18 protein-coding genes are annotated in these 18,523 nt (G+C 66.6%); 11 read left to right on the top strand and 7 right to left on the bottom strand.

Annotated elements, in window-relative coordinates:
* Positions 1-279 precede the first annotated feature (279 nt).
* The gene (locus ACVWZ5_RS21030; protein WP_028691392.1) at positions 280-1,773 is read right to left on the bottom strand and encodes a CoA-acylating methylmalonate-semialdehyde dehydrogenase; all 1,494 of its coding nucleotides are present in this window, start codon (positions 1,771-1,773) and stop codon (positions 280-282) included.
* 71 nt (positions 1,774-1,844) lie between these two features.
* Positions 1,845-3,191: an aspartate aminotransferase family protein gene (locus ACVWZ5_RS21025; protein ID WP_062575193.1), complete on the bottom strand. Its 1,347-nt coding sequence runs from the start codon at positions 3,189-3,191 to the stop codon at positions 1,845-1,847.
* Positions 3,192-3,310: 119 nt separating this feature from the next.
* On the opposite strand from ACVWZ5_RS21025, the gene ACVWZ5_RS21020 reads away from it, so the two are divergent.
* From ACVWZ5_RS21020 to ACVWZ5_RS21000, 5 genes are all read left to right on the top strand, one after another.
* Entirely contained in the window at positions 3,311-4,228 is a 918-nt protein-coding gene (locus ACVWZ5_RS21020) for a LysR family transcriptional regulator (protein WP_062575194.1), read from the top strand.
* An 85-nt stretch (positions 4,229-4,313) separates the two neighbouring features.
* Positions 4,314-4,976, top strand: coding sequence for a TetR/AcrR family transcriptional regulator (locus ACVWZ5_RS21015; protein ID WP_028691389.1), 663 nt, complete (start codon positions 4,314-4,316; stop codon positions 4,974-4,976).
* A 9-nt stretch (positions 4,977-4,985) separates the two neighbouring features.
* Positions 4,986-5,570, top strand: coding sequence for an IMPACT family protein (locus ACVWZ5_RS21010; protein WP_028691388.1), 585 nt, complete (start codon positions 4,986-4,988; stop codon positions 5,568-5,570).
* 446 nt (positions 5,571-6,016) lie between these two features.
* A complete protein-coding gene (locus ACVWZ5_RS21005) occupies positions 6,017-6,703 on the top strand; it encodes an SDR family oxidoreductase (RefSeq protein WP_062575195.1) in 687 nt (228 codons plus the stop codon).
* Positions 6,704-6,790: 87 nt separating this feature from the next.
* Positions 6,791-7,741, top strand: coding sequence for an adenosine deaminase (locus tag ACVWZ5_RS21000; protein ID WP_062575196.1), 951 nt, complete (start codon positions 6,791-6,793; stop codon positions 7,739-7,741).
* Here the strand turns inward: ACVWZ5_RS21000 and ACVWZ5_RS20995 are convergent.
* A complete protein-coding gene (locus tag ACVWZ5_RS20995; RefSeq protein WP_062575197.1) occupies positions 7,738-8,448 on the bottom strand; it encodes an ArsR/SmtB family transcription factor in 711 nt (236 codons plus the stop codon). The genes ACVWZ5_RS21000 and ACVWZ5_RS20995 overlap by 4 nt on opposite strands.
* 491 nt (positions 8,449-8,939) lie before the next feature.
* On the opposite strand from ACVWZ5_RS20995, the gene ACVWZ5_RS20990 reads away from it, so the two are divergent.
* Positions 8,940-9,137 carry a hypothetical protein gene (locus ACVWZ5_RS20990; RefSeq protein ID WP_081100345.1) on the top strand — a complete coding sequence of 66 codons (198 nt, stop codon included), beginning with the start codon at positions 8,940-8,942 and terminating at the stop codon, positions 9,135-9,137.
* On the opposite strand, the gene ACVWZ5_RS20985 is transcribed toward ACVWZ5_RS20990, so the two are convergent.
* Together ACVWZ5_RS20985 and ACVWZ5_RS20980 are read right to left on the bottom strand one after the other, a co-directional pair.
* On the bottom strand, positions 9,088-10,269 hold the full coding sequence (locus ACVWZ5_RS20985) for a multidrug effflux MFS transporter (protein WP_028691384.1): 1,182 nt from the start codon (positions 10,267-10,269) through the stop codon (positions 9,088-9,090). The two genes, ACVWZ5_RS20990 and ACVWZ5_RS20985, sit on opposite strands and share 50 nt — an antisense overlap.
* A gap of 169 nt (positions 10,270-10,438) precedes the next feature.
* Positions 10,439-10,636 (bottom strand): heavy-metal-associated domain-containing protein, encoded by a 198-nt coding sequence (locus ACVWZ5_RS20980; protein ID WP_062575199.1) that lies wholly within the window; start codon positions 10,634-10,636, stop codon positions 10,439-10,441.
* A gap of 146 nt (positions 10,637-10,782) precedes the next feature.
* On the opposite strand from ACVWZ5_RS20980, the gene ACVWZ5_RS20975 reads away from it, so the two are divergent.
* The 3 genes from ACVWZ5_RS20975 to cueR are packed head-to-tail and all read left to right on the top strand — an operon-like array spanning position 10,783 to position 14,024.
* Positions 10,783-11,169: a hypothetical protein gene (locus ACVWZ5_RS20975; RefSeq protein ID WP_062575200.1), complete on the top strand. Its 387-nt coding sequence runs from the start codon at positions 10,783-10,785 to the stop codon at positions 11,167-11,169.
* Between the two features lie 54 nt (positions 11,170-11,223).
* Positions 11,224-13,623 (top strand): heavy metal translocating P-type ATPase, encoded by a 2,400-nt coding sequence (locus tag ACVWZ5_RS20970; RefSeq protein ID WP_457340824.1) that lies wholly within the window; start codon positions 11,224-11,226, stop codon positions 13,621-13,623.
* Positions 13,620-14,024 (top strand): Cu(I)-responsive transcriptional regulator, encoded by a 405-nt coding sequence (cueR, locus tag ACVWZ5_RS20965; protein ID WP_028691380.1) that lies wholly within the window; start codon positions 13,620-13,622, stop codon positions 14,022-14,024. Before ACVWZ5_RS20970 ends, cueR begins: the two co-directional genes overlap by 4 nt.
* Before the next feature lie 18 nt (positions 14,025-14,042).
* Here cueR and ACVWZ5_RS20960 read toward each other — a convergent pair whose 3' ends face one another.
* Positions 14,043-14,819 carry an AraC family transcriptional regulator gene (locus ACVWZ5_RS20960; RefSeq protein ID WP_062575202.1) on the bottom strand — a complete coding sequence of 259 codons (777 nt, stop codon included), beginning with the start codon at positions 14,817-14,819 and terminating at the stop codon, positions 14,043-14,045.
* A 48-nt stretch (positions 14,820-14,867) separates the two neighbouring features.
* A complete protein-coding gene (locus tag ACVWZ5_RS20955; protein ID WP_336197933.1) occupies positions 14,868-16,145 on the bottom strand; it encodes an acetyl-CoA C-acetyltransferase in 1,278 nt (425 codons plus the stop codon).
* A gap of 117 nt (positions 16,146-16,262) precedes the next feature.
* Between ACVWZ5_RS20955 and ACVWZ5_RS20950 the strand changes: the two genes are divergently transcribed.
* Both ACVWZ5_RS20950 and ACVWZ5_RS20945 read left to right on the top strand, forming a co-directional pair.
* Complete coding sequence (locus ACVWZ5_RS20950; protein ID WP_084940841.1) at positions 16,263-17,615, top strand: 3-oxoacyl-ACP reductase; 1,353 nt, start codon at positions 16,263-16,265, stop codon at positions 17,613-17,615.
* Between the two features lie 2 nt (positions 17,616-17,617).
* A complete protein-coding gene (locus ACVWZ5_RS20945) occupies positions 17,618-18,469 on the top strand; it encodes a MaoC family dehydratase (RefSeq protein ID WP_457340823.1) in 852 nt (283 codons plus the stop codon).
* The last annotated feature ends 54 nt before the right edge of the window (positions 18,470-18,523 follow it).

Below are 18,523 nucleotides of genomic sequence, written 5' to 3'. Positions count from 1 at the left end.
TTCACCGCTGCCGATCAGATGATCGAAGCACCTCCGATACTACCTGAAACATTCAACCTATTGATTAACAAGAGGTTTTTCGTTTCGACTACGTCAGAAGTGGGGCGCATTATAAGGGGATCTGAAGGCCCGTCAACCGTTAATTTCATTTAAGTGAAATATCGGGGGAAAACACCGCGTCAGGGCTGCCAGCTGCCCATCACAGCCCTAGCACCTATATAAGCAGCCAAAAAACAAAGCGGGGCGGCCTGTCGGCCGCCCCGCTTTCACCCCTGCGCCTTACAGGCTCGGGAACGCAAACTGCGAAGCCTCATGGCTGGCCCGCTGTGGCCAGCGCTGGGTGATCGCCTTGCGACGGGTATAGAAGCGCACACCGTCCGGACCATAGGCATGCAGGTCGCCGAACAGCGAACGCTTCCAGCCACCAAAGCTGTGGTACGCCACCGGCACCGGCAGCGGTACGTTGACACCGACCATGCCCACTTCGATCTCGTCGCAGAACAGCCGCGCCGCTTCACCGTCACGGGTGAAGATGCAGGTTCCGTTACCGTACTCGTGCTCGTTGATCAGCTGCATGGCCTGTTCCAGGCTGTTCACCCGCACCACGCACAGCACCGGGCCGAAGATCTCTTCCTTATAAATACGCATCTCGGGGGTGACCTTGTCGAACAGGGTACCGCCAACGAAATAGCCATCCTCATTACCGGCCACGCGGTAGCCGCGACCATCGACCACCAGCTTGGCGCCAGCGGCGACGCCGTCATCGATGTAGCCCACCACCTTGTCACGCGCGGCGGCGGTCACCAGCGGGCCCATGTCCAGGCCACAGGCAGTGCCGGCACCGATCTTCAGCGCCTTGATCTGCGGCTCCAGCTTGGCGATCAGCGCATCAGCCACCTGGTCGCCGACACACACCGCCACCGAAATGGCCATGCAGCGTTCGCCGCAGGAACCGTAGGCCGCGCCCATCAGCGCGCTGACGGCGTTGTCCAGGTCGGCGTCAGGCATCAGCACCGCATGGTTCTTCGCGCCGCCCAGGGCCTGGACGCGCTTGCCGCGCTTGGTGCCCTCGGCATAAATGTACTCGGCGATCGGGGTCGAACCAACGAAGCTCAGGGCCTTGACCTCCGGCGCCTCGATCAGCGCATCGACCGCTTCCTTGTCGCCATGCACGACGTTGAGGATGCCCTTCGGCAGGCCGGCTTCCAGCAGCAGCTGGGCGATGTACAGGGTCGAGCTCGGATCGCGCTCGGACGGCTTGAGGATGAAGGCGTTGCCGCAGGCGATGGCCAGCGGGTACATCCACAGCGGCACCATGGCCGGGAAGTTGAACGGGGTGATGCCGGCCACGATGCCCAGCGGCTGGAAGTCGGACCAGGCATCGATGTTCGGGCCGACGTTGCGGCTGTACTCACCCTTGAGCAGCTCAGGGGCGGCGCAGGCGAACTCGACGTTCTCGATGCCGCGCTTGAGCTCACCCGCGGCATCTTCCAGGGTCTTGCCGTGCTCCTCGCTGATCATCTGCGAGATCTTCGCCTCGTTCTGCTCCAGCAGCTGCTTGAAGCGGAACATCACCTGGGCACGCTTGGCCGGCGGGGTGTTGCGCCAGGCCGGGAAGGCGGCCTTGGCCGAATCGATGGCCTGCTGGATGGTGGCGCGGCTGGCCAGTTCGACCTTGCGCACGGCCTGGCCGGTGGACGGGTTGAAGACATCGGCGGTGCGCTCGCCCTTGGTGACCAGCTCGCCGTGGATCAAGTGCTGAACAATGCTCATGCAGAACTCCAGATAAAGAAGGTAGAGACAGGCGCGTGGTACTCACGCGCCCGACGTCAAAATCAGAAAAGTCAGTCGACCTTGTTCAGGGCTTCGCCCACCGCGTCGAACAGGCGATCCAGTTCCTGCGGCTGGGTGTTGAAGGTTGGCCCGAACTGCAGGGTGTCGCCACCGAAGCGCACATAGAAGCCGGCTTGCCACAGCTTCATGGCCGCCTCGTACGGACGGACGATGGCATCACCGTCGCGCGCGGCGATCTGGATGGCGCCGGCCAGGCCGTAGTTGCGGATGTCGACGACGTTCTTCGTCCCCTTGATGCCGTGCAGCAGCTTCTCGAAGTGTGGCGCCAACTCGGCGGCAGACTGCACCAGGCTTTCCTTCTGCAGCAGGTCCAGCGCGGCGATACCGGCGGCGCAGGCGACCGGGTGCGCCGAGTAGGTGTAGCCGTGGGGGAATTCCACGGCGTACTCGGGGGTCGGCTGGTTCATGAAGGTCTGATAGATCTCGCTGGTGGCGATCACCGCCCCCATCGGGATGGCGCCGTTGGTGACCTGCTTGGCGATGCACATCAGGTCCGGGGTGACGCCGAAGGCTTCGGCGCCGGTCATCGCGCCCATGCGGCCGAAACCGGTGATCACTTCGTCGAAGATCAGCAGGATGTTGTGCTGGCTGCAGATCTCGCGCAGGCGCTTGAGGTAGCCCTTCGGCGGCGGCAGCACACCGGCGGAACCGGCCAGCGGCTCGACGATCACTGCGGCGATGTTCGAGGCGTCATGCAGCTCGATCAGCTTGAGCATCTCGTCGGCCAGGGCGATGCCGCCCTCTTCCGGCATGCCCTTGCTGAACACGTTGGCCGGCAGCACGGTGTGAGGCAGGTGATCGACGTCCAGCAATTGGCCAAACAGCTTGCGGTTGCCGTTGACGCCACCCAGGCTGGTGCCGGCGATGTTCACGCCGTGGTAACCACGGGCACGCCCGATGATCTTGGTCTTGGTGGCCTGGCCCTTCAGGCGCCAGTAGGCGCGGACCATCTTCAACGCGGTGTCGGCGCACTCGGAGCCGGAGTTGGTGAAGAACACATGGTTCAGGTCGCCCGGCACCAGGTCGACGATCTTCTCGGCCAGCTGGAACGACAGCGGGTGGCCGAACTGGAAGGCCGGCGAATAATCGAGGGTGGCGACCTGACGGGCCACCGCCTCGCTGATCTCCTTGCGGGTATGCCCGGCACCGCAGGTCCACAGGCCCGAGAGGGCGTCGAACACCTTGCGGCCCTTGTCGTCGACCAGGTAGTTGCCTTCGGCCGCCACGATCAGGCGCGGGTCGCGCTGGAAGTTGCGGTTGGCGGTGTACGGCATCCAGTGGGCGTCCAGCTTGAGCTGGCTGGCCAGACCGACCTGGGCGGTTTCGGGCATGTTCATCGGGCGATTCCTCGGAAGACGATTAGGCAACGATGGGTGTTGTTGCAGCTAAATTGTCACGGCGATAAAGTTCGAAAAACCCAGCATTTCTAATCTTCAGTCAGCGGATAACTAAACTAATGAGCCGACGTCCCGATCCCCTCGCCCAAGTCAGCGATTTCGACATCCGCCTGCTGAAAATCTACCGCAGCGTCGTCGAATGCGGCGGTTTCTCGGCGGCGGAGAACGTGCTGGGGATCGGCCGCTCGGCGATCAGCCAGCAGATGAACGACCTCGAGCAACGCCTGGGTCTGCGTCTGTGCCAACGGGGGCGCGCCGGGTTTTCGCTCACCGAGGAAGGCCGCGAGGTCTATCACTCGGCGTTGCAGTTGCTCAGCGCCCTGGAGACCTTTCGCACCGAGGTGAACGGCCTGCACCAGCACCTGCGCGGCGAACTGAACATCGGCCTCACCGACAACCTGGTGACTTTGCCGCACATGCGCATCACCCATGCCCTGGCCGAACTGAAGGACCGCGGCCCGGACGTGCACATCCAGATTCGCATGATCGCGCCAAGCCAGGTCGAACAGGGCGTGCTCGACGGCAGCCTGCATGTCGGCGTGGTGCCGCAGACCAGCCCACTGTCGGGGCTTGAGTACCAGCCGTTGTACAGCGAGCGCTCACTGCTCTACTGCGCGGTCGGCCATCCGCTGTTCTATGCCGATGACCAGCAGATCGACGACGACCGCCTCAATGACCAGGATGCGATCGCCCCAACTTTCCGCCTGCCAGCCGACATCCAGGCCCATTACCAGGCCTTGCGCTGCACCGCCAGTGCCTCGGACCGCGAAGGCATGGCCTTCCTCATCCTCACCGGACGTTACATCGGCTACCTGCCCGACCATTACGCGATGCTCTGGGTGCAGCAGGGGCGCCTGCGTGCGCTCAAACCCGCCCAGCGCTTCTATGACCTGAGCCTGAGCTGGGTGACGCGCAAGGGCCGTCGGCCGAACCTGGTGCTGGAAAGCTTCCTCGAGAGCCTGGCTGCGACACGTTGATACGTATCTCTACCGCTAATGCTTGTCACTTCGGCACAGGCAGGTAATCTGTCGGACATCTGTAACGACCCGCCCGGAATCGTCCATGACCCTAGAAGTCCCTGCGCATCGCTCCCCCGCCTCGGGCAAGCCCGCCGGCCGCATCCGCCAGAAGAACGAGCAGGCCATCATCCAGGCCGCCGAAGACGAATTCGCCCGCCACGGCTACAAGGGCACGAGCATGAACACCATCGCGCTCAAGGCCGGGCTGCCCAAGGCCAACCTGCACTACTACTTCACCAACAAGCTGGGCCTGTACATCGCGGTGCTGAGCAACATCATCGAGCTGTGGGACAGCACCTTCAACGCCCTGAGCGTGGAAGACGACCCGGCCGTGGCGCTCAGCCACTACATCCGCACCAAGATGGAGTTTTCCCGACGCAACCCGCAGGCCTCGCGAATATTCGCCATGGAAGTGATCAGCGGCGGCGAATGCCTGAGCGAGTACTTCAGCGCCGACTACCGCGAATGGTTCCGCGGCCGTGCCGCAGTGTTCCAAGCCTGGATGGACGCCGGCAAGATGGACCGGGTAGACCCTGTGCACCTGATCTTCCTGCTCTGGGGCAGCACCCAGCACTACGCCGACTTCGCCACCCAGATCTGCCAGGTGACCGGCCGCAGCCGGCTGACCAAGCAAGACATGGAAGACGCCAGCAACAACCTTATCCACATCATTCTCAAAGGCTGCGGCATCAGCACGCCCGCCTGACCCGGACTTATGCCTTCTACCCTGCTCGAGCTCTGCGAGTTCCGCGAGGACATCCGCAAGAGCCGCTTCATCACCCTCGCCGGCCCGATCAGTAGCCCGGCCGAGGCCATGGCCTTCATCGAACGCCACAGCGACCTGGCGGCCACCCACAATTGCTGGGCCTGGAAGCTCGGCGGCCAATACCGCAGCAGCGACGACGGCGAGCCCGGCGGCACGGCCGGGCGCCCGATCCTTGCCGCCATCGAGGCCCAGGACTGTGACCAGGTGGTGGTTCTGGTGATCCGCTGGTACGGCGGCATCCAACTGGGCACCGGCGGCCTGGCCCGGGCCTACGGCGGCGGCGCCAACAAATGCCTGCAGCAGGCGCCCAAGCGCTTGCTGGTACAGCGCAGCGAGTTCGCCTGCAGCTGCACCTTCAGCGAACTGGCGCTGGTGAAGTTGCGCCTGGGCGAAGTCGACGGCCTGGTGCTGGACGAGCAGTTCACCGCCAACGGCGTCGACCTGCGCATCGCCCTGGGTGACAGCCACCTCGAGGTGCTGCAGCAGCAGCTCGCCGACCTGAGCCGCGGGCGCATCCTGCTGGAACGGGCCTGAGGGTTGCCCACAACTGCTGTGGGCCTGCCTGTGGATAAGCTTTGGGCACTCCGCTGCAGGCCTTGCTCGGCAAGGCTTGCAGCGTGTTGAGCATATTTTGATCACATTTGTGTGACACCGGCCCAAGTCACTGAAAGCCTATGAGTTATCCCCAGTCATCAGCGCCCGCGTTCCCTGAAACGAGCAGTTTCAGGCCGCCGCGCTTGCACACAATTACTGTGGAGCAGCCTGTGGATAACCCGTGAGCCACCCCGCCAGGCCCCGGCCCCACCGGCCTTTCAGACCATCGATCATTTTTTGACCAGTCGCGACAGGGCGGCCGCCCGCCACCTGGTTTATGCTCGTCACCCAGGCCTTTCCTTGTGGAGGGCAACCGCCACGTTGTCGCGCGACGAGCGAACTTGTGCACAGCACCGCTCGCCGCGCCCTTGATATGGAGTATCGCTATGAACGCCAACAAGACCGCCCTGATCATCGGCGCCTCCCGAGGCCTCGGCCTGGGCTTGGTACAACGCCTGCGCGAAGATGGGTGGAACGTCGTCGCCACCGTGCGCGACCCGCAACAGCCGGGTGCGCTGGGCGAAGTCCCCGGGGTGCGCATCGAGCGCCTGGAGATGAACGACACGGCCCAGCTCGACGGGCTCAAGCAGCGCCTGCAAGGCGAAGTATTCGACCTTGTGTTCGTCAATGCCGGGGTGATGGGCCCGCTGCCGCAGGACCTGGAAAGCGTGCAGGTACAGCAGGTCGGCGAGCTGTTCATGACCAACGCCGTGGCGCCGATCCGTGTGGCCCGTCGCCTGGCCGGCCAGGTGCGCGAAGGCAGCGGCGTGCTGGCGTTCATGAGCTCGATCCTGGGCAGTGTGACCATCCCCGACGGTGGCGAAGTCTGCCTGTACAAGGCCAGCAAGGCCGCGCTCAATTCGATGATCAACAGCTTCGTGGTCGAGCTGCAGCGCCCCGACCTGGCCGTGCTGGCCATGCACCCGGGCTGGGTGAAGACCGACATGGGCGGCGAGAACGCCGAGATCGACGTGCTGACCAGCACCCGTGGCATGCTCGAGCAAGTCAAGGCCCAGAGCGGCAAAGGCGGCCTGCGCTTCATCAACTACAAGGGTGAAGCGCTCATCTGGTAACCCCGGGCGTTGCGGGCCTGGGTGGGCGCATTGCCCGGCCAGGCCCTGTAGAATGGCGGCCAACCGTACCTGATCGAGATTGCACACATGTATGAATGGCTGAACGCCTTGCCCAAGGCGGAACTGCACATGCACCTGGAGGGCTCGCTGGAGCCCGAACTGCTGTTCGCCCTGGCCGAACGCAACAAGATCGCCCTGCCCTGGGCGGACGTCGAGACCCTGCGCAGCGCCTATGCCTTCAACAACCTGCAGGAATTCCTCGACCTCTACTACCAGGGCGCGGATGTCCTGCGCACCGAGCAGGACTTCTACGACCTGACCTGGGCCTACCTGCAGCGCTGCAAGGCGCAGAACGTCATCCACACCGAACCGTTCTTCGACCCGCAGACCCACACCGACCGGGGCATCCCGTTCGAGGTGGTGCTCGATGGCATCAACCGGGCCTTGAAGGATGGTCGCGAGCAGCTGGGCATCAGCAGCGGCCTGATTCTCAGCTTCCTGCGCCACCTGAGTGAAGACGAGGCACAGAAGACCCTGGACCAGGCCCTGCCCTTCCGCGATGCCTTTGTCGCCGTGGGCCTGGACAGCTCGGAAAAAGGCCATCCGCCGAGCAAGTTCCAGCGCGTCTTCGATCGCGCCCGCAGCGAAGGCTTCCTGACCGTGGCCCATGCCGGCGAGGAAGGCCCGCCCGAGTACATCTGGGAAGCCCTCGACCTGCTGAAGATCCAGCGGATCGATCACGGCGTGCGCGCCATCGAGGACGAACGCCTGATGCAGCGCATCATCGACGAGCAGATCCCGCTGACCGTCTGCCCGCTGTCCAACACCAAGCTGTGCGTGTTCGAACACATGGGCCAGCACAACATCCTCGACATGCTCGAGCGTGGGGTGAAGGTTACGGTCAACTCCGATGATCCGGCCTACTTCGGTGGCTACGTCACCGAGAACTTCAACGCCCTGCACCAGCACCTGGGCATGACCCAGGACCAGGCACGCCGCCTGGCGCAGAACAGCCTGGATGCGCGACTGGTCCGCTAGCCGACCTGCCGGGCCGGGAGGCAGGCGATCGCGTTGATCTGCTGCTGGCCGAGCGGTGTGAGCTGCACCGCCCGGCTGCCCTCCTGCTCACGCACCCAACCCGACTGGGTGAACAAGCGGAGCAAGGCCTTGCCCAGGCAACCGCCCAGGTGCGGGCCCTGATCGTTCCATTTACTGCAGTGGCAAATCACGCAGCCGCGCCGGTCACCGGCGGCCATCGCGTCAATGAATACCCCCAGAGCCTCCAGGTGCTCCTTGCCCTCCTGGCTCACCGACAGGTACTGCTCGCTGCCCTCCAGCCAACCGGCCACCTGCAGGCGGTGGAGCAGCGCGGCGGCCACTTCGCCGCCCAGGTGATCACCACACAGGCGTGCCTTGCGCATCGACAGGGGAATCTGCAGTGTCGTGCCCTGCTCTCCAGGTGAGCGCGTCGCCAGTTGCACGCTGGCCAAGGCTTCCACCGCAGTGCCGACCTCCGGCGTGGCCAGGCGAAAGAAGCGCTTGCGCCCTCGCGCCTCGTGCCTGAGCAGCCCGGCACTGGACAACAGCGACAGGTGCGCACAAGCCGACGACGTGCTCAGCCCGGTGAGCACGGCAAGCTCGTCCGCCGCACGCGGGGTGCCATCGATCAACGCCCACAACATGGCGCTGCGCTTGGGATCGGCCATCAGGTTGGCGACCTGACTGATGCTGCGGACTGCGTTCATGAACCTGAAGCTCCCTGATGAATCCCGCCTGCTGGCGAACGCCGCAGATGCCCTGCCTCCGGTGTGGGCAAGCGCGGGATGGTTCGTGTGCCGGATGGTGGTCGCCAGCCCTGGGAAACGCTCACCCTTCGCCGGTCGCCAGGGGGCAGTATAAGCCGCTGGAGGGCGCTCGCCGTGAGGGAGGCATGCCCCAGATGGGTCGGTATTCGCCTTCCCAAAATCGTTCTTAAAGATGCGTCTGTCAGAGTGGCTGACGACTGATTCTGCCCATCCCCCGTACTACCGTGGCTCTAGCGGGAACGCAGCTGAAAGCCGCGCCCCAGGGGACCGATATGTCCGACGGGAAGAGGGAAGATTTCCGCCCTGCAAAACAGAACGTCTCCCAGCGTCAGACCGTCATGACCGTCAGTCTGGGTACTGATCGCGGTCATGGCGCGAGCCGGGGGCAGCGCTACACTAGATCCGCTCCCGCTCACTTGAGGTGGATCGCGATGAAGATTGTCGTCAGTGCGTCGAACCGGAACCCCACCTGCCCCTGGCAGGTCCAGCTCGACCAGCATGTGGTGAGTTTCCGTAGCGAGGCCGAGGCGCGATCGTTCGTTGCCCTGCTGGAGGCGCGTCTCAACGCGCCCCACCCGCTCACGCAGGCCGGCTGGCCTGCAGGCGCCGGGTCAGCATTGCGACACTGACCACCAGCGCGCCGCACAGGCTGATCACCAGCGCCATGGGCACCGCGCTGCCGTCGTGCAGCACCCCGACCAGCGCCGCCGCGCCCGCGGCGACGCTGAACTGCAGGCAGCCCATCAGGGCCGAGGCACTGCCCGCCCGCGTTCCTTGCCCGCTCATGGCGCAGGCCGAAGCGTTGGGGATGATGCAGCCGAGGCTGGCGATGCACACGAACAGCGGCACCAATAATGGCCAGAGCTGTGCCGGGCGCAATGCCGCGACCACCAGCAGCGCCAGCGCCGCCACCAGGTACAACCACACCGCTCGCGCCAGCAGGAACGCCGGGCCGCGCTTGGCCAGCAGCCGCGCATTGACCTGGGCCATCAGGATGAAGCCGGCGGCGTTGGTGCCGAACAGCCAGCCGTAGTGCTCGGGCGGCACGCCATAGAGCTTGATGAACACGAACGGCGAACCGGCGATGTAGGCGAACATCCCAGCGATGGCGATGCCGCCGGTCAGCGCATGGCCGACGAATACCCGGTCGCCGAACAGGCTCAGGTACTGGCGCAGCGCGCCCGACAGCGGCTGGCGCGGTACATGGGCCGGCAGGCTCTCCGGCAGGCCCAGGCCGACGGCCAGCAGGCATGCCGCACTGAACAGGCCCAAGGCCAGGAAGATCGACTGCCAGCCTGCCACGTTGACCAGCACGCCACCGAGCATCGGCGCGAGGATCGGCGCCAGGCCCATCACCAGCATCAGTTGCGAAAACACCTTGGCCGAGGCCACCGCGTCACACTTGTCGCTGACGATCGCCCGCGACAGCACCATGCCGGCGCAGCCACCCAGGGCCTGGACGAACCGCGCCAGGATCAGGCTGTCGAGATTTGGGGCATAGGCGCAGGCCAGTGACGCCACGGTAAACAGGCCGACCCCGAACAGCAGCGGCAGACGCCGGCCGAAACGGTCGGCCACCGGCCCGTAAGCGAGCTGGCCCAGGGACAAGCCGAGGAAATAGGCGGCCAGGGTGGTCTGCACATGCTTTTCGTCGGTGCCGAAGGCATGCGCCATGGCCGGGAAGGCCGGCAGATAAAAGTCGATCGCCAGAGGCCCGAACGCACTGAGGGCGCCGAGAATCAGCAAGGTTCGCAGGTTCATGGAAAATCCATAGCAGGCTAAGCAAGTCCGCTAGTCTACCTGAAAACCTTTGTATTGATTTTGTAGGTGCACCACGGAAACTGTGCACCGTCAGTCAGACCGAGCACCGCTCGCGCGGCGCTCGATCTCATCGGCGCCGCAAGACCATCGCCATGCACACCGCGATAACTCAGGCCATCTCGGCCTGATACCCCTCTTCACGAATCGCCGCCAGGATCTGATCCGCCGCCAGGGCACTTTCCACCCGCACCTGGCGCGCCGCCAGGTCCACTTCCACGCGTGCCGCCGCATCCTGCTCCTGCACCGCCCGGGTCACGCCCTTCACACAATGGCCACAGGTCATGCCTTGTACATTGAACACTTGCATCGAGGTTGCCTCCTTGTGGGTTTTGCCCAGTCTCAGCCTTGCCATCGGGGCAAGGTCAAGTTCCGCAGAAAACGGCCGGGCTGGAAATCCGCGCGCGCCTCGGCCAAGCTGCGCCTTTGATGATTTTGGCAAGCAGGAGATTTTTCATGATCAGGGCAGCATTGGGCCTCGTCGGATTGCTGGGCGCGCTGGCCGTCGTGCCATCGGCCAGCGCCGAGGGCAATTCGGACTACAGCGTGCTGATCATTTCCCGGGAACGCCTGGAGGTGGCCACCAGCTGCGAGATCGGCATCTACCTCAACGACCAGCTGTCCGGCCGCCTGTTCCAGGAGCAGTCAACCTCGTTCAACCTGCCGCCGGGCCCCGTCGATGTGCGCCTGCGCCTGTTGCCCGGGCAGGTGCCCGGCTGCGCGCCCGGCGTCGAGGACCAGCGCAGCACGCGCCTGACCCTGCAGGCGGGCCAGATCAACAAATACCGGATCGCCATGGGGCACAATGGCCTGGTGCTCAAGAGAGCCGGCCTGGGCTATTGACCTTGCCCGCATGGCAAGGTTGATGCTGGAGGCCTGTCCACGGAGGAGAGAGCCATGCCCGCATCCACCACCTTCGACCTGCCGATCGGCGGCATGACCTGCGCCAGCTGCGCAGGTCGGGTCGAACGCGCCCTGCGCAAGGTCACCGGTACCGAACACGTCAGCGTCAACCTCGCCACCGAGCAGGCCCGGGTCCAGGCCCCGGCCGACAGCCTGCCGGCGCTGGTCGACGCGGTGCGCGACGCCGGCTACAGCGTCCCCACCCGTACCCTCGAACTGCAGATCGGCGGCATGACCTGTGCCAGCTGCGCCGGCCGGGTCGAGCGTGCCCTCGGCAAACTGCCGGGGGTCGAGCAGATCAGCGTCAACCTGGCCAGCGAACGCGCCCACCTCGAAGTGCTCGCGGGCGTCGACGACGGCGCGCTGATCGCCGCGGTCGAGAAGGCCGGCTACAGCGCCACCCTGCCGCTGGCCAGCCACGATGACCAGGCACAGGCCCGACGCCGCCTGCGCAACGAACGCCTGGCGGTCGCCGCGGCCCTGCTGCTGGCCCTGCCGCTGGTGCTGCCGATGCTGGTGCAACCGTTCGGCCTGCACTGGATGCTGCCGGCCTGGGCGCAGTTCCTGCTGGCCACCCCGGTGCAGTTCATCCTTGGCGCGCGCTTCTACGTCGCCGCCTGGAAGGCCGTGCGCGCGGGTGCCGGCAACATGGACCTGCTGGTCGCCCTGGGCACCAGCGCCGGCTACGGCCTGAGCCTGTACCAATGGGCCAACGCCCACGCCGGCATGGCGCCGCACCTGTACTTCGAAGCCTCGGCGGTGGTGATCGCCCTGGTGCTGCTGGGCAAGTACCTGGAAAGCCGCGCCAAGCGCCAGACCGCCAGCGCCATCCGGGCACTGGAAGCCCTGCGTCCGGAACGCGCCGTGCGGGTGATCGAGGGGCACGAGGAAGATGTCGCCATCAGCCAGCTGCGCCTGGACGATGTGGTGCTGGTCAAGCCCGGCGAGCGCTTCCCGGTCGATGGCCAGGTGCTCGAAGGCAGCAGCCACGCCGACGAAGCCCTGATCAGCGGTGAAAGCCTGCCGGTGCCCAAGCAGCCCGGCGACGCGGTGACCGGTGGCGCCATCAACGGCGAAGGCCGCTTGCTGGTGAAGACCCTGGCGCTGGGCACCGAGACCGTGCTGGCCCGCATCATCCGCCTGGTCGAGGACGCCCAGGCGGCCAAGGCGCCGATCCAGAAGCTGGTCGACCGGGTCAGCCAGGTGTTCGTCCCCGCCGTGCTGGTGCTGGCCCTGGTGACCTTGGTCGGCTGGTGGCTGGCCGGCGCACCGCTGGAAACCGCGCTGATCAACGCCGTCGCCGTGCTGGTGATCGCCTGCCCCTGCGCCTTGGGCCTGGCCACGCCCGCGGCGATCATGGCCGGCACCGGTGTCGCCGCCCGCCACGGCATCCTGATCAAGGACGCCGAAGCGCTGGAGCGCGCCCATGCGGTCAACCGCGTGGTGTTCGACAAGACCGGCACCCTCACCTCCGGCAGCCCGCGCATCGTCCACCAGCAGGCCAGCAGCGCTGACGATAACCAACTGCTGCGCCTGGCCGGCGCCCTGCAGCGTGGCAGCGAGCACCCCTTGGCCAAGGCGGTGCTCGATGCCTGCGCCGAACGCGATCTTGACGTACCGCAAGTGGCCGACAGCCAGTCCCTCACCGGCCGTGGCATCGCCGGCCAGGTGGAGGGCCGCGAGCTGGCCCTGGGCAACCGCCGCCTGCTCGACGAGAGCCGGCTGGTACCGGGCGAGCTGGCCGCCAGCGCCCAAGCCTGGGAGGCCGAGGGCCGCACCTTGTCCTGGCTGATCGAACTCGGCAGCCAACCCAGCGTGCTGGGCCTGTTCGCCTTCGGCGACAGTCTCAAGCCCGGCGCCGACCAGGCCATCGCCGCCTTGCATGCGCGCCATATCAGCAGCCACCTGCTGACCGGCGACAACCGCGGCAGCGCCAAGGTGGTGGCCGAGGCGCTCGGCATCGACGACGTGCACGCCGAAGTGCTGCCGGCGGACAAGGCCGCCACGGTGGCCGCGCTCAAGCGACAGGGCGTGGTGGCCATGGTCGGCGACGGCATCAACGACGCCCCGGCGCTGGCGGCCGCCGACATCGGCATCGCCATGGGCGGCGGCACCGACGTGGCCATGCAGGCGGCCGGCATCACCCTGATGCGCGGCGATCCGCGCCTGGTACCCGCGGCACTGGAAATCAGCCGCAAGACCTACGCGAAGATCCGCCAGAACTTGTTCTGGGCATTCATCTACAACCTGATCGGCATCCCCCTGGCCGCGCTGGGCTACCTCAATCCGGTGCTGGCCGGCGCCGCCATGGCGTTGTCCAGCGTCAGCGTGGTGAGCAATGCCCTGTGGCTGAAGACCTGGAAACCCACCGCCATCGACCAGGAGGCCCCATGAACATCGGCCAGGCCGCCCGCCGCAGCGGGCTGAGCGCCAAGATGATCCGCTACTACGAGTCCATCGGCCTGCTGCGCCCCGCCACGCGAAGCGAAAGCGGCTACCGGCTGTACCAGCAGGAGGACCTGCACAGCCTGGCGTTCATCAAGCGATCACGTGATCTGGGCTTTTCCCTGGAAGAAGTCGCCAAGCTGCTGACCCTGTGGCAGGACCGCCAGCGCGCCAGCGCCGACGTGAAGGCCCTGGCCATGCAGCATATCGAGGCGCTGAACAAGCGCATCGAGGAGTTGGTGAGCCTGCGCGACACCCTCGGCGAGCTGGTGGCCCACTGCCAGGGCGACGACCGGCCGGACTGTCCGATCCTCAAGGACCTGGCCAATGGCAGCGGGTGCTGTCACTGACCGAAACACCAGCCGCTACTACAGGCGCAGTTCCCCTGGCGTGGCGCCGAACAGCTGGCGAAAGGCGGCGATGTAGGCCGAAGTCGAGTCATACCCGCAGCCCAGCGCAGCCTGGGTGACGCTCTCTCCGGCCTCCAGCAGCGCCAGCGACGACAGCAGGCGCATGCGCTGGCGCCAGTTGCGAAAGCTCAGCCCCGTCTCGCGCTGGAACAGGCGCATCAGGGTCTTTTCCGACACCCCGAGTTGCACCGCCCACTGCTGCAGGGTCTGGGGCCGGTCGGGGGCGGCGATCAAGCCGTTGCACAACGCCAGCAAGCCCGGGTGGCGCGGCAGCGGCAGCGAGAACCCCACCTGCGGCAGGGTGCGCAGCTGGTCCAGCAATACGGCCACCAACCGCGCCTCGGCACTGTCGCCTTCCGGGTAGTTCACCGCGAAGGTGCAGAACTGCTTGATCAGCTCCCGCGCCAGCGGCGTGACCTCCAGCACCCGGCATTCGCCCGGTGCCCAGGGACAGGCGTCGCGGCGCACATACAGGCTACGCATCTCGGCCTGCATCGAGGTCAGCACTTCATGCTCGGTGCCGGCCGGGATCCACACGCCCCACTGCGGCGGGGCGAAGTAGCTGCCGTCACTGGTGTACACGCCAAGCACGCCGCTGATGGCATAGGAGAATTGCACCCAGTCATGCCGGTGACGGGTGGTCCAGGACCCGGCGCCCAGGCTCTCGGCGCGGGCGTAGAGCGGCCTGGGCAGCTGCTCCAGGGCGGGGATGGGACGTGGTCCGGTGATCGACATGCTAAGGCCTGGTGTCTCGGGTCGGACAAGGGTACCAGCCATCGCCGCCTAGCGTTCGACGATCGCCGTTACCCCCTGCCCACCCGCCGCGCAGATCGAGATCAGGCCACGCCCCTTGCCACGCTCGCCCAGCAACTTGGCCATGTTCGCCAGTATCCGCCCTCCCGTCGCCGCGAACGGATGCCCGGCGGCCAGCGAGCTGCCCTTCACATTCAGCTTGGCGCGATCGATCGCCCCCAACGGCCCTTCGAGCCCCAGGCGCGTGCGGCAGTAGTCGGCATCCTCCCAAGCCTTGAGGGTACAAAGCACCTGGGCGGCGAAGGCTTCGTGGATCTCGTAGAAGTCGAAATCCTGCAAGGTCAGGCCATTGCGCGCCAGCAGCCGCGGCACCGCGTACACCGGCGCCATCAGCAGACCCTCCTGGCCATGGACGAAATCGACGGCCGCCGCCTCGCCGTCCACCAGGTAGGCCTGCACCTTCAGGCCCTGCGTCTCGGCCCAGGCCTCGCTGCCGAGCAACACCAGCGAGGCGCCATCGGTCAGCGGCGTGGAATTGCCCGGCGTGAGCGTGCCCAGGCCGCTGCGCTCGAACACCGGCTTGAGCTTGGCCAACTGCTCCAGGGTCAGGTCGGCGCGCAGGTTGTTGTCCCGGGTCAGGCCAAGGTAGGGCGTGAGCAGGTCGTCGTGCCAGCCCTCGCGGTAGGACGCCGCCAGGTGCTGATGGCTGAGCAGGGCCAGTTCGTCCTGCTCCTCGCGGCCGATCTGCCAGGTCTGCGCCATGCGTTCGCAGTGCTCGCCCATCGACAGTCCGGTGCGTGGCTCGCCATTGCGCGGCAACTCGGGCTTGAGCAGGCCCGGGCGCAGTTTCAGGAAGGGCTTGAGACGTTCGCCGAGGGTCTTGCCGCGGTTGACCTGCAGCAGGATCTGCCGCAGCCCTTCGCTCACGGCGATGGGCGCGTCCGAGGTGGTGTCGACGCCCCCGGCGATGCCGCTGTCGATCTGCCCGAGGGCGATCTTGTTGGCCACCAGCAACGCCGCTTCCAGGCCGGTGCCACAGGCCTGCTGGATGTCGTAGGCCGGCGTCTGCGGCGACAGCCTCGAGCCCAGCACGCACTCGCGGGTCAGGTTCATGTCACGCGAATGCTTGAGCACCGCGCCGGCCGCCACTTCGCCCAGGCGCAGGCCGTGCAGCCGGTAACGCTCCACCAGGCCTTCGAGGGCCGCCGTGAGCATCGCCTGGTTGCTGGCCTTGGCGAAGGCGCCGTTGGAGCGGGCGAAGGGAATCCGGTTGCCCCCCAGGATTGCGACCCGGCGAATTGACTGCATGCCTGTATTCCTCCTGAAACAATTTGAGCCTTAAGCCTAGGTTCTTTTCGCGCATTCGAACGACCCTGCCACAAACTTGGTCCACACTTGCATGCTTGCCTTCAGGGAGAACCGTACATGAGCGACCGCTATCTGGGCTTTGCCAACTCCACCCTCGGACGAAAACTGGTCGATGCCCTCGGCCTGCCCCGCCCGGTGCCACTGGAGCGCTGGCAGGCCGGGCGCCTGCGCCCCATCGAGGGCGCGCTGGTACTGGGCGGCGGGCCGCTGGCAGCCCAGGTGGCGGCGATCGCTCCACGCCTGACCGCCGACTGCTACGGCTTCGCCAGCGACGCGCTCGAGGTCCCTGCCTGGGTCGCGGGCCTGGGGCCGAAGCTCAAGGCGGTGGTGTTCGATGCCAGTCACCTGTCCGACAGCGATGACCTCAAGCAGTTGCGCGAATTTTTCCAACCCCTGCTGCGCAGCCTGGCCTCCAGCGCCCACGTGGTGATCCTGGGGCGTGCGCCAGAAGGCGTGGCCGATGCGCAGGCCAGCGTTGCCCAGCGGGCCCTGGAAGGCTTCAGCCGCTCGCTGGCCAAGGAACTGCGCAATGGCGCCACGGCCAACCTGCTGTATGTCGCCGAAGGCGCCGAAAGCCAGCTCGAGGGCGCGCTGCGCTTCTTCCTTTCGCCCAAGAGCGCGTTCGTTTCCGGCCAAGTCCTGCGCCTGGCGCCCTGCGCCGCCCAGGTGCAGGACTGGACCCGGCCGCTGGCCGGCCGCCACGCCCTGGTCACCGGCGCCGCCCGGGGCATCGGCGCGGCGATTGCCGAAACCCTGGCCCGAGACGGCGCCGAGGTGACGCTGCTCGACGTGCCCCAGGCCCAGCGCGACCTTGACGCCCTCGCCGCGCGCCTGGGCGGTCGAGCCCTGGCGCTGGACATCTGCGCCAGCGATGCCGCCGCGCAGTTGCTCGAGGCCCTGCCCCAGGGCCTGGATATCGTCGTGCACAACGCCGGCATCACCCGCGACAAGACCCTCGCCAACATGACCCCGGAGTACTGGGACGCGGTGCTGGCCGTCAACCTCAAGGCGCCCCAGGTGCTGACCGAGGCACTGTTCGAGGGCGGCAAGCTGCACGCGGGTGCGCGCATCACCCTCCTCGCCTCGGTCAGCGGCATCGCCGGCAACCGCGGCCAGTCCAACTATGCGGCCAGCAAGGCCGGGCTGATCGGCTTCGCCCAGGCCTGGGCGCCACGCCTGGCCGATCAGGGCGCCAGCATCAACGCGGTGGCGCCGGGCTTCATCGAGACGCACATGACCGCGGCCATGCCCATGGGCCTGCGCGAGGCCGGCCGACGCCTGAGTTCGCTGGGCCAGGGCGGCTTGCCGCAGGACGTCGCCGAAGCCATCGCCTGGCTCAGCCAGCCGGGCTCGGGCACGGTCAATGGCCAGGCCCTGCGGGTCTGTGGCCAGGCCTTGATGGGAGCCTGACCATGACCCGACCCTGGCACGACCTGCACAACCCCGACTCACGACCGAGCCTGTACATGCGCGCCCTCGGCAAACGCAAGATCCGTGGCAGCCAGTTGCCGGAGCAGGGACTGCGCTGCTTCCTGCGGGTCGATCCCGCCAACCTGGCGGCCTACCGCCGGCTCTGCCACTTCGCCGACGATGGCCGTCTGCCAGGCACCTACCCGCACATCATGGCCTTCAGCCTGCAGCTGCAATTGCTCACCGCCGAAGACTTTCCCTTCCCGCTGCTGGGGCTGGTGCACCTGCACAACAGCCTGCAGGTCCTGCGCCCCCTGGGCGGCATCGACGGGCTGCGCTTCGCGGTGTATGCCGACAACCTGCAGCCCCATGAAAAAGGCGGCACCTTCGACCTGGTGACCGAGGCCGAGGACGGCCTCGGCCTGCTCTGGCGCGAAACCAGCCGCATGCTGGTGCGCGGCCTCAAGCTCGACGCACCGGCCGCGGAACTCGCCGAGACAACGCCCGCCCCGTTGCCCGAAGCCACCCGCTGGTATGCCGACGGCGATATCGGCCGGCGCTACGCCAGGGTCTGCGGCGACTACAACCCGATCCACCTGAGCAGCCTCACGGCACGCCTGTTCGGCTTCCCCAGGGCCATTGCCCACGGCATGTGGAGCAAGGCCATGGCGCTGGCGGCCTTGCAGGGACACCTGCCCAAGGCCGGGTATGCCTTCGCGGTGGACTTTCACAAACCGGTGCGCCTGCCTTCGGAGGTGATACTGAGCGCCAGCCAGGCGGGGCCGAGCGGCGAGCTGCGCCTGGATGGCCACGGCGGGCTGCTGCACATGCTCGGCAGTTGGCGCACGCTCTGATCGGGCTTGCTTTGCAAGGCACCTCGCCGGAAGCTATGCGCCACGAGGAGACCC

The organism is Pseudomonas sp. TE6283, from assembly GCF_054060555.1.
This window is presented reverse-complemented; position numbering and strand designations above follow the sequence as displayed.

Bases quoted from the DNA above. Each gene is read 5' to 3' on its own strand.
- ACVWZ5_RS21015 (WP_028691389.1), top strand. From the start codon at position 4,314: ATGACCCTAGAAGTCCCTGCGCATCGCTCCCCCGCCTCGGGCAAGCCC.
- ACVWZ5_RS21020 (WP_062575194.1), top strand. From the start codon at position 3,311: ATGAGCCGACGTCCCGATCCCCTCGCCCAAGTCAGCGATTTCGACATC.
- ACVWZ5_RS21030 (WP_028691392.1), bottom strand. From the start codon at position 1,773: ATGAGCATTGTTCAGCACTTGATCCACGGCGAGCTGGTCACCAAGGGC.
- ACVWZ5_RS21025 (WP_062575193.1), bottom strand. From the start codon at position 3,191: ATGAACATGCCCGAAACCGCCCAGGTCGGTCTGGCCAGCCAGCTCAAG.
- ACVWZ5_RS20990 (WP_081100345.1), top strand. From the start codon at position 8,940: ATGAAGATTGTCGTCAGTGCGTCGAACCGGAACCCCACCTGCCCCTGG.
- ACVWZ5_RS20980 (WP_062575199.1), bottom strand. From the start codon at position 10,636: ATGCAAGTGTTCAATGTACAAGGCATGACCTGTGGCCATTGTGTGAAG.
- ACVWZ5_RS20970 (WP_457340824.1), top strand. From the start codon at position 11,224: ATGCCCGCATCCACCACCTTCGACCTGCCGATCGGCGGCATGACCTGC.
- ACVWZ5_RS21010 (WP_028691388.1), top strand. From the start codon at position 4,986: ATGCCTTCTACCCTGCTCGAGCTCTGCGAGTTCCGCGAGGACATCCGC.
- ACVWZ5_RS20955 (WP_336197933.1), bottom strand. From the start codon at position 16,145: ATGCAGTCAATTCGCCGGGTCGCAATCCTGGGGGGCAACCGGATTCCC.
- ACVWZ5_RS20975 (WP_062575200.1), top strand. From the start codon at position 10,783: ATGATCAGGGCAGCATTGGGCCTCGTCGGATTGCTGGGCGCGCTGGCC.
- ACVWZ5_RS20945 (WP_457340823.1), top strand. From the start codon at position 17,618: ATGACCCGACCCTGGCACGACCTGCACAACCCCGACTCACGACCGAGC.
- ACVWZ5_RS20995 (WP_062575197.1), bottom strand. From the start codon at position 8,448: ATGAACGCAGTCCGCAGCATCAGTCAGGTCGCCAACCTGATGGCCGAT.
- ACVWZ5_RS20960 (WP_062575202.1), bottom strand. From the start codon at position 14,819: ATGTCGATCACCGGACCACGTCCCATCCCCGCCCTGGAGCAGCTGCCC.
- cueR (WP_028691380.1), top strand. From the start codon at position 13,620: ATGAACATCGGCCAGGCCGCCCGCCGCAGCGGGCTGAGCGCCAAGATG.
- ACVWZ5_RS21005 (WP_062575195.1), top strand. From the start codon at position 6,017: ATGAACGCCAACAAGACCGCCCTGATCATCGGCGCCTCCCGAGGCCTC.
- ACVWZ5_RS20985 (WP_028691384.1), bottom strand. From the start codon at position 10,269: ATGAACCTGCGAACCTTGCTGATTCTCGGCGCCCTCAGTGCGTTCGGG.
- ACVWZ5_RS21000 (WP_062575196.1), top strand. From the start codon at position 6,791: ATGTATGAATGGCTGAACGCCTTGCCCAAGGCGGAACTGCACATGCAC.
- ACVWZ5_RS20950 (WP_084940841.1), top strand. From the start codon at position 16,263: ATGAGCGACCGCTATCTGGGCTTTGCCAACTCCACCCTCGGACGAAAA.